13 protein-coding genes are annotated in these 15,624 nt (G+C 53.7%); 8 read left to right on the forward strand and 5 right to left on the reverse strand.

What is annotated here, in order from left to right:
- Positions 1-35: 35 nt before the first annotated feature.
- Both RBT11_13750 and RBT11_13755 read right to left on the reverse strand, forming a co-directional pair.
- Positions 36-623: a YajG family lipoprotein gene (locus RBT11_13750; protein ID MDX9787843.1), complete on the reverse strand. Its 588-nt coding sequence runs from the start codon at positions 621-623 to the stop codon at positions 36-38.
- Between the two features lie 106 nt (positions 624-729).
- The gene (locus RBT11_13755; GenBank protein ID MDX9787844.1) at positions 730-2,241 is read right to left on the reverse strand and encodes a class I SAM-dependent methyltransferase; all 1,512 of its coding nucleotides are present in this window, start codon (positions 2,239-2,241) and stop codon (positions 730-732) included.
- Between the two features lie 783 nt (positions 2,242-3,024).
- Here RBT11_13755 and RBT11_13760 point away from each other — a divergent pair.
- Genes RBT11_13760 through RBT11_13780 form a run of 5 tightly spaced genes read left to right on the forward strand, consistent with a single transcriptional unit; the run spans position 3,025 to position 8,246 of the window.
- Entirely contained in the window at positions 3,025-3,486 is a 462-nt protein-coding gene (locus RBT11_13760; protein MDX9787845.1) for a hypothetical protein, read from the forward strand.
- A gap of 13 nt (positions 3,487-3,499) precedes the next feature.
- Positions 3,500-4,549, forward strand: coding sequence for a DUF2169 domain-containing protein (locus tag RBT11_13765; GenBank protein ID MDX9787846.1), 1,050 nt, complete (start codon positions 3,500-3,502; stop codon positions 4,547-4,549).
- Entirely contained in the window at positions 4,542-5,723 is a 1,182-nt protein-coding gene (locus RBT11_13770) for a DUF2169 domain-containing protein (protein ID MDX9787847.1), read from the forward strand. The genes RBT11_13765 and RBT11_13770 overlap by 8 nt, the downstream gene beginning before the upstream one ends.
- A 4-nt stretch (positions 5,724-5,727) precedes the next feature.
- Positions 5,728-6,627: a hypothetical protein gene (locus RBT11_13775; GenBank protein MDX9787848.1), complete on the forward strand. Its 900-nt coding sequence runs from the start codon at positions 5,728-5,730 to the stop codon at positions 6,625-6,627.
- Between the two features lie 14 nt (positions 6,628-6,641).
- Entirely contained in the window at positions 6,642-8,246 is a 1,605-nt protein-coding gene (locus tag RBT11_13780) for a class I SAM-dependent methyltransferase (GenBank protein ID MDX9787849.1), read from the forward strand.
- 48 nt (positions 8,247-8,294) lie between these two features.
- Here RBT11_13780 and RBT11_13785 read toward each other — a convergent pair whose 3' ends face one another.
- The 3 genes from RBT11_13785 to RBT11_13795 form a co-directional block, all read right to left on the reverse strand.
- Positions 8,295-9,062 carry a hypothetical protein gene (locus RBT11_13785; GenBank protein ID MDX9787850.1) on the reverse strand — a complete coding sequence of 256 codons (768 nt, stop codon included), beginning with the start codon at positions 9,060-9,062 and terminating at the stop codon, positions 8,295-8,297.
- Between the two features lie 97 nt (positions 9,063-9,159).
- Positions 9,160-11,184 (reverse strand): type VI secretion system tip protein TssI/VgrG, encoded by a 2,025-nt coding sequence (gene tssI / locus RBT11_13790; GenBank protein MDX9787851.1) that lies wholly within the window; start codon positions 11,182-11,184, stop codon positions 9,160-9,162.
- A 217-nt stretch (positions 11,185-11,401) separates the two neighbouring features.
- A complete protein-coding gene (locus RBT11_13795; protein MDX9787852.1) occupies positions 11,402-12,415 on the reverse strand; it encodes an FHA domain-containing protein in 1,014 nt (337 codons plus the stop codon).
- Positions 12,416-12,719: 304 nt separating this feature from the next.
- Between RBT11_13795 and RBT11_13800 the strand changes: the two genes are divergently transcribed.
- The 3 genes from RBT11_13800 to RBT11_13810 are packed head-to-tail and all read left to right on the forward strand — an operon-like array spanning position 12,720 to position 15,606.
- Positions 12,720-13,445, forward strand: coding sequence for a Stp1/IreP family PP2C-type Ser/Thr phosphatase (locus RBT11_13800; GenBank protein ID MDX9787853.1), 726 nt, complete (start codon positions 12,720-12,722; stop codon positions 13,443-13,445).
- A gap of 8 nt (positions 13,446-13,453) precedes the next feature.
- Positions 13,454-14,404 carry a serine protease gene (locus tag RBT11_13805; GenBank protein ID MDX9787854.1) on the forward strand — a complete coding sequence of 317 codons (951 nt, stop codon included), beginning with the start codon at positions 13,454-13,456 and terminating at the stop codon, positions 14,402-14,404.
- Positions 14,401-15,606, forward strand: a complete 1,206-nt coding sequence (locus tag RBT11_13810) for a serine/threonine-protein kinase (GenBank protein ID MDX9787855.1) — start codon at positions 14,401-14,403, stop codon at positions 15,604-15,606. Before RBT11_13805 ends, RBT11_13810 begins: the two co-directional genes overlap by 4 nt.
- Positions 15,607-15,624: the final 18 nt, after the last annotated feature.

The raw sequence follows: 15,624 nt of genomic DNA on the forward strand, positions 1-15,624 counted from the left end.
GGCGTTGCGCAAGATAGCCCCGGCATTGGATGCTGTTATGCGTTTGATAAATAGTCAATCAACTGCGGGTCATTCAGGAGAACCTTAATGACATCATTAAGCATTTGATTGATATAGATTTCATTTTTTTCCATAGTGGGTTGAAACGCGAGTTTCTTCTCATCTTCAGCGCGATAAATCGTTTCGTGCGTTGTGCCGTTAACCGTGGCAACCGCCTTTAATATCGCGTTGGTTTCAATACGGCTGGCCCAAACACCTTGTATGACATCATATCGGATCGTTTGTATCACCACTTTTAAGACAGGCCGCTCATTCACTTCACAAGGTAAGGCATTAAATCCTTTTTTGAAAAGCCCCTTTATGACTTCACCCTGAATCAAGGCGGGAAGATCCTGGCTGGTCACAATATCCGCTCTGCCGGAAAAGGAAGCAGAACTAATATGCCCGAGAATGGAATCCGCTCTTTCATCAACCACCTTGACGGTAATGACGGCGCTTTTTCCCTGACTACTTTCCGTGACAGTGACATTCGGCGCCAGTTTTAAATTTTGTGGAAGTACATTGCAGGCAAGAAGCCCCAAACAACAGACAAATAATAAAATGGAGTTGAAAATCGTTTTCATCGGTCACCTCTGCTTACTGGTTCTCATCTTCTCGTCCGAACTTGTATCTACCAATAAAATATGTAGAAAGTAGGGAAGAATGATTAAAAAATCGTGTCTGTTATGGTTAATCATTGATTGGACCCGGCAATAAGAATCCGCGTGCAACAAGCTCACGAACCACACCGCTCACGGGTTCCGCTATCTTTTCGGGGGCGTCCACCCCGAGTTGTGTCGCCATTTGCGCCAGAAGCGTTTTCAGCGGCTGTTTACCGTTACAGCCGACCACCAGATTGGCGACAAAGGGGTCGACATTGCCCTTATAAGCCAACCCCTGTGTCAGTTGCAACTGAAAGGATTCATCGGTCCAGCCCGTTTCACCGGGGACGGCTTCTCGCACCAGGCGCACATGGGGGGCTATCTGGAACATTGTCTCAAATAATTCGTTATTATTACGTATAGATGAAAGAAAATTCCGAAGCGAAAAGCCGAGCTGAATATCCTTTCCACAGGGGCCGATCATTTTTTCCGGGCCATCTTCCGCTCTGAAATGATTCAATTTGCCGGCTTCGCGCTTCATGGTGATCAGTCCCGCGCTCACCGCCTCGATGCCCTGGGTCCGGTAATATTGCATCCACGCATCAAAGCGTTCGGCAAAGGCTTCCGGGCCGATGCCGGGCTCCGTGTGACGAATCCAGGTGTCGGCATAGGTGGCCGCATCCCGGCTTTCAGAGCGCAGCACCCATACATCGCATCCGGTGCCGTCAAACCATTCGCGAAGTCGCTCCTCCCAGGGGTTATCGGCTGTTTCGGCCCAGTTGCACAACATCTGGCAATAACCGCCATCCGTTAAAAACTTTGGAACCTCCCGGACAATGGTTCGGCAGATATGGTCGGCCGGCATTCCGCCATCCCGGTAAATATATCGGGTTTCGGGCGAAATAACGAAGGGCGGATTGGTCACGATCAGGTCAAATTGATGCTTGCAAAACGGTTCAAACAGATTCCCCACTAGACAATGAAGGTGGCCTAATCCGTTTAACCGGGCATTGAAAGCGGCAAGCCCCGCGGCCCGCGGATTTTTGTCCGATGCGATCACCCTGTCGCTGTGCTGAGCTGCCAGCAGTGCCTGAATGCCGCACCCGGTGCCAAGATCCAGCGTGCGTCCGGCATGCTTTCGAATGGTCAGGTTGGCCAGGGTCAAGGAGCTTGCGCCGATGCCCATCACATACCGTGCTTTTTCCGCTGATAGAAGCATGCGGTTCTGATCAAACGCCACCAGCAGACCTTTAAAGGGAAGAATCTTGATGCGGGCGATTACTTCCCCGCCGCTTTCCAGGAGCAATCCCGCACTCGTGCAAGCGGACAATCCCTCAGAATCAAAAGCCCGTTTTGCCGCGGTCATTGAAACCGGCACTTCCATCAGAAAGAGCCGAATCAGCGTATTCAAGGCGCTTTGCTGCTCGGTACGCCGCATCAGCAGGGGCACATCGGTTCCCCGTATGGAAGGAAAGTTCTTAACCCCCAACGTCTCCAGGATGTTCCCATCGTTGTACCCAGCTATGCCGAACACGTTTCGAAGGCGCTCGTAAGCATGGTCGTCCTTGAAACGAAAAAGGTTACCTGTAATTTGGGACATTGGAAAAACCTCTCTAAAAAAGCGTGAAGTGAGTGCTCCGGTTGAAATTTTCGCTCATCGTGACTCGACGCTAACGCTTTTAATTTGGCTATGACGACCCATCGAATCAAAAGCACCCTATAAAATGAAATGCCTTATGGCAATATTGAACATCCACGGTGATTTTGTCCTGATATAAATCGAATTAAAATTCTACATCTTATTGACAATTCCGGCCTCACACCCCTGCCCCGAAGGGGCTTTGTCAACTAGCCCGGGGTTGCGGCGAAGCCGCTACCCCGGGAAATCGATGAACCGATCAATTAACCATCAACCCCATTGGGGTTGTTGACAAACCGGTTCGTATCTCGTTTCCCAGGGTAGCGGCTTCGCCGCAACCCCGGGCTATGTTACACAGCCCCGTTGGGGCATGTGGCCCTGTGCATCGTCTCTGCTGATTTTACTGCGTATAACCTTGCATCCGGATATGTAACGTCATTATGATTTCTTCATCGGATGGGTTGAGGCCGCTTCGACTGAATCGTATCCTAAAACGGAGGCGACACGCCTGGCATTATTCTTTCAAGTCAATATGTTGTATCGACAAATGTCTTGACACACAATCGGCTTTTGCATATGCTCCCCACTAAAAAACAGACGCTTATTCCCATGCCGAATGAACACTGCCTTTGGGTATTTTTAAAAACGCAAGCCCGGCGGTTTCAAGTCGACAAGCCCGATAGGTGCCCGGGCACTGGTTGTAATAATTTCCCGACCGTAGGGTTTCACTCATAAGGAGCGAATATGAGTTCTCGTCCAAATACGATCGTCGCCTGTGCCGAAGCGGGCGGTGAAGCAACCACCCTTTCAGAACGGTGCGTTGCGCAAGTTACCCGGATAGAATTCGTCGGCGGCCAGCGGTTGCAGATCGAACGCGGCGAGTACGAGGATTTGTTGACCCTTATCGCCCCGTCCGGAGAGGCGACGTTCAGCATCCGCATCACGCCGTCCGGCCCCGTAATGCGATTTGAACGCGGGTTACGGATTGAATCGTCCGGTCCGCTTGAGTTCGCAGGGAAAAGTCTGTCGCTCAGCGGTGCCGAAGGGGTTAGCATTCGAAGTGGCGGCGATGCGACCATTGATGCTGTCGGCGACCTCTCAAGCACGGCGCGGGTGCAAACCATCAAGGCCCGGCTGGGCAACGTCAATGTGAAGGCCAACGATGATGTGCGTCTCACCGGCGAACGGGTGCGTCTAAACTGCTGAGGATTTAAAGCGCATGGATTTAGATAATGGCACCCCGTTTCCCGCCGTTTTTATGAATACCATCATATCGGAAGAACGCATGCTCGGCGCCGTAGTGGTAAAGGCTGTATTTCGAATCAAGGACAACGCGCTGGTTTCCGATGAGGGGCCGCCATGGCCGGTGGGCGGGATGCCCTTTAAAACCGAATACGGCGACCTGGAGGGGGAAACGCCCTTTCTCCGTGATGGCGCGGACCTGATAGTGCTGGGCAACGCTTACCCGTCGCAGGATACGGCCGGATTTGTCAATGTAACGATACAGGCCGGTAAATTCGCCTACGGTATTAACGTGTTTGGCGATCGCACGTGGGTCCGTCATCGTCCGGATGAACCCCTTATCCCCAGCACCCCGGAGCCTTTCTCTTGCATTCCCCTTGTCTGGGAACGCGCCTATGGCGGCAAAGCGCAGGTCGATGCCGGTGAGATGCCGTTTGCCGCCAATCCGGCAGGGCGCGGTTTCTTTATTGAAGAATCTGCGGCGGAAGGCGGGCTGCTTCCCAATCTCGAAGATCCGGATCATCCCATTCAGACGTGGCAGGATCAACCGGATCCGCGTGCACCGGGTCCTTACCCGAAGGAATGGTCCCTGCGCGCGCATCGCGCTGCGGAGTTCAACACGGAAGGGCCGGTGCCCCGGCTCATCAAGTTGAAGCCGGCTTACTTCAACAATGCAAACCCGCACCTCGTGCTGAAGCCAGCGCCGACTCCCGGTGAGATCATCATGGTGAACAATGTCCAACCGAAAGGCGGTGGTTGCCAGTTCGCTATTCCGGAGCTAAGTTTTCATGTTTACGTTCAGCTTCAGGATCGGCCCTATGTATTCCCTGCTCACCTGGATTCAATTATCCTTCTAACCGAGGAAAAACGGGTTATCTTTGGATACCGGTGTGTGTTCCGGTACCGCATGGTGCCTTTGGAACGACGCATCGCGGTTCTTCGTACCGGCCCGGCACCGCTCGCACCGCCTCCCGAGTATTTCATCCAATGGGCGGAACCTGAAATGAAGGTGCCAGCTTATGAGTGAAATCGACTTCAATGCGCTGCCCGGGACGGAAATGATCCGGTTTGTCTGTGCGCAACCGGGGAACACGCCCCAGCTTGCGCTGGTTTTCAAGCGGGCTTTCACCATTGCTTCCACCGGGCGCTGTGAGCTAACGGAAGAAGCGCTTCAGCTACAGGACGATGTGACCCTATGGGAGGCGGAGCGCCCCCTGCCGCTGGTTTCCCCGCCCCGCTGGGATGCGGATCTATACGCATTCAAGCCTGCAACGGATATCGTCGTTCAGGGCCACGCATATGCGTATAATGCCATCCCCACGGTCGATGTCGAGCTCCGCGCCGGGCCCATCACGCGCGTCGTTCGTGTCCACGGTGACCGACACCTCGAATGGACCGGCCAAAAGGCGGCCTTCACCCCGCCCGCGCCGTTCATGAAAATGCCGTTGCGCTATGATCGCGCTTACGGCGGCGTTGACACGGTTGCGCTGGCGCGAGAAGGCGACCCGCTGGTGAAAGCCTTTCAGGCGGCCCAACCTCGCTTTGCAGACATCGTGGCCGGCAATACGGAGTTTCATTACCCACGCAATCCCAGTGGCTGTGGCTATTTGATGACAGCGGACCGCGAAAGCATTGAAGCGGCAAAGGTGCCTAACCTGGAATTTCCGTTTGATCCCGTAACACCGGAGCGTCTGGCGGTGGGCAAACCCGAGGCGTGGCTTCGGGCACCGCTTCCCGCCGGATTTGATTGGTACCACCCCTCCTGGTTTCCGCGTCTTGCCTTTGCAGGCCAGGTGCATGAGCATGAAAAGATTGCCGGCGATGTGCCGGAAACACGCCAGGGGTGGATTCCACCGGATATTCTGACGCTCTCGCAAGGGCGTTTTCCTTTTTTCGATCTTCGCTTTCAGCAGGGGGCTTCGCCGGGCCTTGCAATTTCGAATTTTCCCCCGGATGCCGAACTGTTTCTGAAGAATCTCTTTCCATCAGTGCCCGAGAAACGACTGCGCCTTCCCGGCACGTTGCCGAAAGTCACCATCGCGCTGAAACCTTCCGATCAGCGTGAGACCCGAACCAAACTGACCGCAGTCGTCGTCCAACCCGACGAAAACCGGGTGATTCTTGTATATGCCGCCATCTGCGAAGTTTCGCGTCGCTATGGCAATCACGAAATGGCGGTTATGAAATGGAGCATTGCGTAACGTTATGATGCATGTCGCTCACCTTACGGCCCACACCTTTGTCGGCATCGGATCTCATACGGCGGTTAATCCGCCCTCGGTCGTGCCGGTGATTACCCCTCATATTTCAATGGATACGCTGCTCGGTCTTACGATCAAGGCAAAGTATTCCAAGACCGTGATCGGGCCGTTTGGATTTCAGTTCATCGGGCAGGGAAACGACAGCGGATTCGTTGTGCCGCACATCGGCATTCCCCCGAACAATGCGCTCATTCCCCTCATCATTGCATTCGGCGGGTCAAAGCCGATGTTCTCGGCGTCAACCGTGAAAATTGATGTGGACGGCGCGGGTACGCCGGTTGCGTGTGATCTGATTCCTTTCAACTTTGTGGGCATCAATCAGGCCTGCAATGACCCTTGCAATTACCCCTCGGATATCGTCATCTGCCCGAACAGCGTATTTGTGGGAATGACACTGGGGGATCTTATTTCGGGCTTGGTCCTGACCCTTGTGGACGTGGCTGTTAGCTGGGCCGCTTCCAAGGCCGGCGGATGGATGGGCGAGCAGATGTCAAAGGCGGTCGTTTCGGTGGTCATGCGCCAGGCAGCCAGGGAAATTACAGAAGAGCTCGGCGAGGCATCTACCCGAGAGGTCCTTAAGGATGTGGTTGAAAATGTGGCCGAACGACCCATCGTGCAAGCAGCGGCCACACTCGTTGAAAAGCTTTTCGGCGTGGGGGTGGACCAGGTGCAGGAGTACGGAGAAAGCGGTCCGGATATTGACCGGGGCATTCATGACGGCGTGGATGGCCCCCCGGCGTCCGGTGGCAACAGTGCTTCTCCGCCGGCATCTTCTACGGCATCCGCCGGAGACACGTTGAGTGGCGCAGACGGTACGGATCCACGCATTCATAACGCCGACTGAGATGACATGCCCCCATGGAAGATTTCAAAGCAGATCAAGGCGCCGCAATCACCCCGTATGACAAGATGCCCTATCCCGCCGGTGCCTATCCACAGAGCCATCCGGACCGGTTGGAAACACTTGCGGCGCTTTTCGGGATGACCCCGCCCGACCTTCGTTCATGCCGTGTCCTCGAATTGGGATGTGCGGACGGCTCAAACCTGATCCCCATGGCATGCGCCCTGCCGGGCAGCCGGTTCGTGGGGGTCGACCTTTCGGCGCGGCAGGTCAGCGCCGGCCGGAAGGCGATCGCGGCATTGTCCTTGGAGAATATCGACCTGCGCCATTCGGACATTCGGGATATAGACCAACGTTTCGGGACGTTCGATTATATCATTTGCCACGGGGTGTATTCGTGGGTACCGGCGGCGGTTCAGCAAAAAATTCTGAGCATCTGCCGCGAGCGACTTCATGAAAACGGTGTTGCCTACATCAGCTACAATACTTATCCGGGCTGGCGAATGCGCGGCATGCTTCGCGACATGATGCTGTATCATTCCCGAAAATTCGATGATCCGCTAAAGCAAATCGAACAGGCGCGCGCGCTGATCCAATGGCTGAGCGAGTCCGTTCGCGGACAGAACAACCCGTACGGCATGCTGCTTCGAATCGAGCTGGAACAGATGCGCAACTGGCAGGACACGTATTTCCGGCATGATTCGTTAGAAGAGATCAACGAGCCGGTCTATTTCCATGAGTTTACCGAACTGGCGGCCAAGCACGGACTTAAATACCTCGCAGAGGCCGAGTTCCCGATGATGCTTGCCGGCAATTGCGGCTCGTCTATTTTCAATACGCTGGAACGGTTGGGCCGCGACATCATCGAAATGGAACAATACATGGATTTTTTGAGAAACCGGATGTTCAGGCAAACACTGCTGTGCCATGAGGGCGTTTCGCTCAACCGGACGCTGGGGCCGTGGTGCCTGAGCGGTCTGCATTGTGCTGCCGCCGCAAGGGCAGCGCATTCGACCCCTTCGTTGGCCTCGGAAAAGGAAGAGATATTTCACGGCTTGCAACAGCAGACGATTTCCAGCCGGGAGCCGATCGTGAAAACCGCGCTGGTTTGCCTGGCTGAGTGCTGGCCGGCGACCCTATCTCTTTCCGAACTGACGGAAAAAGCACGAGCACGAATCGCCGGTTTGATGAAGGCCTCGGGAATACCGGTTCCGGACATCGAGACCGATAGGCAAACGTTGGCGGGAGCGCTGCTGAATTGTTTCTCTCAAGGAATATGCGAACTGCATTGCCACCCCGTTCCGTTCGTGCTGTCCGCGGGGGAGCATCCGCAAGCCTGCGCCTGGGTCAGATATTCGGCTCACAAGGGGACGGTGACCAGTCGTCGCCACGAACAGGTGGCGCTTGACACCTTTGAAAGGCAATTGGTGCCGTTGCTGGACGGCTGCCAGGATCGCACGGCGATCGTTGCAGCGCTGACGGATTTGGCCGCATCCGGCGCTCTGGTCGTGGATGTGGAAGGCCGGCGCATGCAAGCGCCGACAGAGCTAAGAAGAATCATGGGCATTGCGCTTGAAGAAAAACTGCACCAGTTCGGGCGCCAGGGGCTGTTAATTCGCTAAGCACACCTCTTTGCCTGAGTTTGAAGCAGGCAGCCGCCGGCAGCGGTCTTATCCATCGTAGGGAACACTGGGGGCGCATTGACCGCTGGTGCCGGAACCGCAACCAACTTCCGAGATGCCCCCGAAACGTCCCAAATACAAGGTGATGCCCAACCCGGCGCCGGAGTAGTTTCCGGAAATAAAAGAGATGGCCGTATTTAAAAAAAAACTTTGGAGTGATGACAACAGGTTGCCGCCACTTGAGTGATAGGCGCTCATGGCTTCTCGAACTCTTCGGACAATGGATTCCGATCCGCCAAAAAGGGTATGGGGTGCATCAAACAGCAAAATTTGCAACGAGTTGCCGCCCATGCCCAAAATGGCCCCTGCGATTTCAATGATCATGCCCTCGCCGGAAAAATCCAAAGCCCGCCTGGTATCCCCTGAAAAGTGAACCTGGCCGCTCGTAGAATCATGCAAAGGGGTGGATACCCCGGCAGAGACGGGAATGCCAAAGCTCGGGCCGATACCGGCAAATCCGAGGCTGAAGTTATTGACCAGACGGGGAATTCTACCCCCTACCAGCAACCGGTTGGCCGGCGCCCAGACGGCCCTGCCATGCCTGAATCGGGATGTCCGGACCATTCGCAAATTATGAACCATCTGCACTCTATCAATCGGGACTGCAAAATATTCCATGCCGGCCTCACTCCGAATTGAATGCCCGCTTCCGGTCAATCGATAGGAGGCTGCGCCGGCGCTTAGCGGTCCAATCCCGCCGCTGGCACCGCCAACGCCGCCGACTGTCCATTGCCGAAAGGGAGTGGATAACGACATGATAAAAAAGGCCTATTGTTTAAGCATTCATTTTGTCGGAATAGATGTCTGTCTTCGGTCCTCAAAGGCTTAGCCTCGGGGGTTCGGCTATCTACGCTCAGGTATTGATGTTGACCATCGGCCCTTTAATGGTGATGCCGCTGCCGCCGATTTTGATGGTTGAGCCGCCCGCCGATAATTCGATGGACGTCCCATGAATCTTGATCGTTTGATACCCGATATCGACGCTTGGGCTCGATATGACCGCTTCGGCTGCTCCCGAAGCCTCGAAATTGGGTTCTCCGCTAATTTTCACCCCGCTGCCGCCCTTGCCGGAGACGGTAACCCCTTTGCCCGTGCCCCCGATCTCGACGCCTTTGGTATTGCCGGTGATGTTAACGCCTTTGCCGTTTCCGAGTAATTTTACAGCGCCGTCCGTAGAGGTGGTGCTGCAGTCACCCCCCGTAACCTTCACCGTGCGTGAACCGGCCTCGACGGTCAGGCTGTCCGTCCCTTTCACCTTTGTGGTGTTGGTGCCCGCGTCGATCGTCAAGGTTCGATCCCCTGTTTTGATCTTGGTGGTCTGATGGTGTTCTATGGTCGTATTCATGTCATACTGACCATGAATGGTTATTTTTTCTTTTCCCTTCGTGTCATTTAGCGAAATCTCATTATACCCCCCGCCGCCCGGAGTCGTATTCGATTTCCATCCCATGATCATTTTCCCATCGGGAAGGCTGAAGGGCGGGGGATTTGCACCGTTGTAAAGACACCCCGTGATGATCGGTCGATCCGGATCACCTTCAACAAATTCCACGATAACTTCCTGGCCGATTCGGGGAACATAAATAGACCCCCACCCCTGGCCCGAAGCGGACTGGCTGACCCGTATCCAGCAGGAGCTGTCCTCATTATTTTGCCCCTCCCGGTCCCAATGAAACTGAACCTTGACCCGTCCATACTCATCCGTGTATATTTCTTCTCCCGGCGGCCCCACCACAACCGCCGTCTGAAGACCTTCAACGATCGGCTTGGCGGTCATTCGCTGCGGACGGAAAGGGGTCTCATGGGGGATACAGGAAAAACTGTTTTTATAAACAGCACCGCCCTCGTTGCTGACCCGTGCGATATTTGAAGAGGCCATATGCGATATTTCCAGCAGCACATAGGATTTGTCGTTCATGTCTTCCCGGAAGTAATCCTGCAATTCAAATCGATAACCGGTACGCAAGTCCCGGCAATTACTAGTACCGAAAATCGTCGTGATCTGCGCCTCTTCACCTTCCATGAAAAGATTGGCAAGTCTGTTCCCCTGAGTGCGTTTGCCATACTCAGCAGGATAGTCATATATTTCCCGTTCACCGGGCCCCAGATCGATTTTGCTGATGGCCTCAACGAAAAGTTTTGTTGACGGCGTTTCAAAGTTATAATCATTCAGCGTAAATTTTCCGATTCGTATTTCCTGCTGAATCTCGAGGCTGTCTATAACGTCTTCATCAACCACGGCACCCTGCGTTCGAGAATACCGAATGATATTCTGCTCCGGGCAGGGTCTGTGCTCCGCGGCCGAATCGGATAGCACGAGGGTGTGCTTTCCTGCTTCATGTTGAAAAAAATAAAATATCCCTTCTTCTTCCATCAATCGTGAAATGAAATTTAAATCCGTTTCCCGGTACTGCACGCAGTATCCTTTTCTCTCATATTGTCCGTGAAGCCGGATCGCAAAGTCTCTGAACCCTTTTTCCTGGAATATTCTCTCAATGATGTCCGGAACGGATAGTTCCTGAAATATTCTGAGGTCGGATGTTCTTGCCAATAACCAGGGCCAAGGAACAAGAATCGCTGAATATTTCGAAAAATTAACAGGTTCCGAACTTGCCGGATCCGCACTGCTCTGTGAAAAAGAGGCAATGATACCGTTAATGTAACGTTTTTCGCCACTGTCCAGCTCAATGGACACGGTTACATTCCGGCCAATGATATCGGCAAAGGCAATATGGTGATTTTCAGAGTGCAGGGTTAAGCGGTAACTAAACAGCCGGGAAACCGCTTCCGTGCCGCTGAGCTCACTAAGCAACAACACATCTGGCCCGAGCGGCGTCTCAATCGCTATCAGCCTGTTTTCCTGAGTATACATGGACATGGTCAATTTACCTCGGTCATACCATTTTTATTGACAAAAAAGCGGGAAGCCGCAGTTAACTTGAATCAAGATAAATGGGAAAAAGTCAGCAATGTATCTTGACGATTAGGCCCTTTACCAGAAACATGCACGCATTTGCGTGTATGTTCGCCGAAGGTGAAAGATGGCTTTTATGCATCCCAGCATCCCAGCATCCGGCTTTGCCGGATTAGGTGAATTATCGCTTCAACATCCGTTTCATCATCGCACCGATCTCTTTCATTCCTTTGCCGGAAGCGGCGGGTTTATGGATGTCCGGTGAATTTTCCTTTGATTCGGACGTCTCTGTTTGCGCCATTTCCGGTTCGATTTCCGCGAGCCTGCCGTCGCCCAAAAACCTGAAATCCGGTCCTTTAGCATTCAATGAAAGGCGCGCTTCTGGCGCCAGCGTGCCCTGTTCAGCTACCGGCACCCCGTTGATCCGGACCACGTTCTTTCCGGTTAAGTCCCTGATCCAATATTGTTCCCGGTGATAAAAAATCTGGGCATGACGCTCAAAAATGGCGGGGTGCGCCAGCTTGAAGTCACAATTGCCGCCATTGCCGATCACCACCGGCAGCGTGTTAAAGGATTGCAACGTCGGGCCGAACTGAATCACCAGCGGTTTTTTCACTTGCTGAATGGCAATATTGTCGGAGGGCTGCGAGGCCATCGGGTCACTTGTCATCGGTGATGGTGTTGGCGCCGTAGGCGGCGGGGGACTGACGGGCGCTGTAAAAACCGGCGGCTGAACCGGTGCGACGGGCCGCGCGGGTGGTGTTGCCGGCGTTGGCTGCGGCGGGTAGTCGGGTTCGGTCGTCGATTTGACGGGGGCCGGGACTGACGGCTTGACCATTGGCTGCAGCGGACTGTCCGGAATGTCGTTGCCCTCCAGAATCTGAGTTAAAAAACTGAGCTTTGGCCCGCCTTCCGCAAAAAGGATGACATCGCCATCTTTCAGAATGGCTTCCTTAACCTGTTTGCCGTTCACAAAGGAGCCGTTGGTGCTTGAATCTACCAACATAAACCGATTGCCATCGCGGACGATGCGGGCATGATGCCGGGAGATGATGGTCAAATCCTTGGGAAAGCAGACATCGCATGCGGCATGCCGGCCGATGGTTATTTCCGGTTGGCTAAACTCCTGAATTTCTCCCTTCATGGGACCTTCGATATGAATCAGTTGAATAACAATGGCGGGTGGTAGTTTCATAATCTGTCCACTTTGTGAATGGGTATAAGTCGTATGATGTTATTAAAATCAATGCTCGGGCCCGTCGAACGAGGAGGAAGACCGCGCGGGGCCGCCTTCCTCTACTTACTGTCGCAATTTGGGTTGCGGGCGCAGCCGACGATAGCTATTTATAGATAATAGTTGGACTTGCATGTCAAGTAGTTTCATGAATTCGGCCAATCCGCCGCAAATCGATAAATCAATTGATTTTGCGATGAATTCCCGATAAATAGAAAAGCGTTTACGCAATCAATCACCTCATGACTGAACCGGTATTGCCTGCATGAATAAAATCGTTTCATTCGGGAAAACAGACTGCGGCCTTTGGCGATCCAATAACGAAGATACGTTTATGGTAAGGCCGGAATTCGGGTTCTTTCTGGTGGCCGACGGCATGGGCGGCGCGGCCGCCGGTGAGCTGGCCAGCCGGATTTTTTCAGAAACCGTTGCGGAAATATTTTCCACCGCGGAAGGACTACCCAAAGATTCAGCCGAATTGATCCAGCAAGCCTTCGGGTTGGCAAATGATCGGATTTTAAGGCATACGGAACAAATACCCGAACATAAAGGGATGGGGTGCACCGCTGAACTGATGGTATTTTCGGGTGATCGGTTCTTCATCGGCCATATGGGGGACAGCCGCACCTATCGCCTCAAAAACGGTCAATTTAAACAGTTGACGCTAGATCACTCGCTCGTTCAGAGGCAATTGGATCAGGGGCTGATTACTCCTCAGGAAGCGCGAACACACGCCATGCGAAATGTGATTTTGCGAGCGGTCGGGGTGGATGAAACGCCCGCACTTGATTTGATTCGAGGCAATTTCTCGTCCGGAGATCTTTTTCTGCTATGCTCGGACGGTCTTACCGATCCGGTGGACGATGCGGACATTGCGGATGTATTAACAAAGTCTTTGCCCCTGACACAAAAAGCCGACGAACTGATTGAACTTGCCAAGGTCGGGGGCGGCAAAGACAACATTACAGTGGTATTAATCAAAATCGAATGAAACGCGGCATGCGCCATATTCGCCATATCATTATCCTGATCCTGGCCATCTTCTGCGCCGCTATGAGCGGGACCGGGTCTGCCGTTACCGAATCCGAGCAAAAGCGGATTCCATTGCCCATCGGTGAAACCGCGGACGTGCTGAAAAGGTGGTGGGAAGACCAAGGATACCGAATACAAAAGATAGAATCAACATCCGGCCGGATTACCCTTCAGGCCGATAAAAGCGATGCCGGCTGGGCGGTTGAGCTTGTCCCGAGCTCTCCCCTGGCTACGCTGGTAACCATACGTTATTCCAGAGAAAATACGGTTACTTGGCGCCAGCAGTTGTGGGATCATCTGTTGCAGTATATCGATACGCCCGGGGTGGAGCCTTCTCGCGATACCCGCGAGCGAGTTCCGGTGGTGGTTCTGTCCAAAATAGAGTCCGTGGTCTGCATTCATGCCCGAACGAACGGAAAGGACATTCAGTTTTCAGGCGTTATCGTTGATAGAGAGGGATTGGTTCTTTGCACGGGCCACGACCTTAAAACCATTCGGGAGGTAACGGTTACCCTTTATGACGGTCACCAGGCAGAGGGAAAAATCTTGTTTAAAAACTCACTCATGGACTTAACGTTGATTCAACTGCCGATGAAAACGGACACCGCCGTCAACCTTGCGGAAGGCCGGAATCTGCTCGGCATGGGAGAGGCCGTGTTTACGGTCGGGTGTCCCGTCAATCTGCGGGGAACCATTTATTCCGGCACGATCAACGGCCCTCCGCGCCTCGTCAATGATCAACCGCTATGGCAAGTGCAAATGGAGATTTATCCGGGCAGCAGCGGGAGCCCGGTGTTCGACGTCAACGGTAACCTTGTGGGCATGGTAAAGGGCCGATACCGCGGGACATCCGACCTGGGGTTTCTCATCCCGCTTGAAACCATGATCCGCTTTTTAAAAGAAAAAAATCCCCTATGAAATACGGGCGTTACGAGATCCAAAAGGAGCTGGGAAAAGGGGCCATGGGCGTGGTTTATCAGGCTCATGATCCTGAAATCGATCGCCGGGTCGCCCTGAAGGTGTTGCGGCCGGACCGCGTCACCAGCGAGGATTTTCTTCAGCGGTTTTTAAAGGAAGCCAAGGCCATCGGCCGGCTATCGCATCCGCATATTGTAACGGTCTATGATGTGGGCAGAGACCATGACACGGTTTACATCGCCATGGAGTTTTTAGAGGGACGGCCGCTGGATGAAATCTTTAAAGGAAATCCACTGCGCCTTGAAGAAATCATTCATATCGGCATTCAGGTCGCGGCCGCACTTGATTACGGGCACAGCCAGGGCATCGTGCACCGGGATATCAAACCATCCAACATCATGCTTGCCCCGAACGGCGACATTAAAATCACCGATTTTGGCATCGCGCACATCGAAGACACCGCGGCTCCCCAGCTCACTCAGGCCGGCGAGATTTTAGGCACTCCGGTTTACATGTCTCCCGAGCAGGTCAAGGGGCAACCCGTGGATGGCCGGTCGGATCTTTACTCTCTGGGCGTGATCCTTTATGAAATGTCGACCGGAAGAAGACCTTTTTCGGGCAATAACCTGGCTGCCATTTTTCATGCGATTACCGGTGAAGAGCCGGCGGAGCCCATTGCGGCGGAGCCGTTTGTTGCGTGCGGGGCCTCCCGGGCGTTATCCGACCTCATATTAAAGTGCCTGAACAAAGATCCCGGCAAGCGGTTTCAGAGCGGGCAATCCATGGTTGAGGCATTATCGGCATGCCTCAGCACCGATTCGGGGACAAAATCCGTTAACCAACCACTTTCCCGGAAAACGGCGAAAAGAAGGGCATTTGCGATCGCAGCGGTTTGTACCCTTATCGTTGCCGCCGGACTGATCTGGTTTCTATCGGGCCACACCCCGTTGGTAACGCCGCCGGCACCGATTAGCAGACCAAGAACTCCCTTGCCGGTTTTGAACATCAGTAGCAATCCGGACGGTGCTCAGGTCTATCTGGACGGGTCCTTTAAAGGCAACACCCCCCTGAAGATAGATCTTCCGGTTGGAAAATACGAGGTGCGGGTGAGTCTGCCGGATTATCATGAATATGAAGCGCAAGTGCAACTCAGGGATACCGGCGAAATGCCGGTTTTCGCACGCCTGATTCCGAAAGAATGAAGCCAATAGGAGGTTAAC

The sequence above is a fragment of the Desulfobacterales bacterium genome (assembly GCA_034003325.1).
Lineage (GTDB): Bacteria > Desulfobacterota > Desulfobacteria > Desulfobacterales > JAFDDL01 > JAVEYW01.

Bases quoted from the DNA above. Each gene is read 5' to 3' on its own strand.
- RBT11_13750 (MDX9787843.1), bottom strand. From the start codon at position 623: ATGAAAACGATTTTCAACTCCATTTTATTATTTGTCTGTTGTTTGGGG.
- RBT11_13755 (MDX9787844.1), bottom strand. From the start codon at position 2,241: ATGTCCCAAATTACAGGTAACCTTTTTCGTTTCAAGGACGACCATGCT.
- RBT11_13760 (MDX9787845.1), top strand. From the start codon at position 3,025: ATGAGTTCTCGTCCAAATACGATCGTCGCCTGTGCCGAAGCGGGCGGT.
- RBT11_13765 (MDX9787846.1), top strand. From the start codon at position 3,500: ATGGATTTAGATAATGGCACCCCGTTTCCCGCCGTTTTTATGAATACC.
- RBT11_13770 (MDX9787847.1), top strand. From the start codon at position 4,542: ATGAGTGAAATCGACTTCAATGCGCTGCCCGGGACGGAAATGATCCGG.
- RBT11_13775 (MDX9787848.1), top strand. From the start codon at position 5,728: ATGATGCATGTCGCTCACCTTACGGCCCACACCTTTGTCGGCATCGGA.
- RBT11_13780 (MDX9787849.1), top strand. From the start codon at position 6,642: ATGGAAGATTTCAAAGCAGATCAAGGCGCCGCAATCACCCCGTATGAC.
- RBT11_13785 (MDX9787850.1), bottom strand. From the start codon at position 9,062: ATGTCGTTATCCACTCCCTTTCGGCAATGGACAGTCGGCGGCGTTGGC.
- tssI (MDX9787851.1), bottom strand. From the start codon at position 11,184: ATGTCCATGTATACTCAGGAAAACAGGCTGATAGCGATTGAGACGCCG.
- RBT11_13795 (MDX9787852.1), bottom strand. From the start codon at position 12,415: ATGAAACTACCACCCGCCATTGTTATTCAACTGATTCATATCGAAGGT.
- RBT11_13800 (MDX9787853.1), top strand. From the start codon at position 12,720: ATGAATAAAATCGTTTCATTCGGGAAAACAGACTGCGGCCTTTGGCGA.
- RBT11_13805 (MDX9787854.1), top strand. From the start codon at position 13,454: ATGCGCCATATTCGCCATATCATTATCCTGATCCTGGCCATCTTCTGC.
- RBT11_13810 (MDX9787855.1), top strand. From the start codon at position 14,401: ATGAAATACGGGCGTTACGAGATCCAAAAGGAGCTGGGAAAAGGGGCC.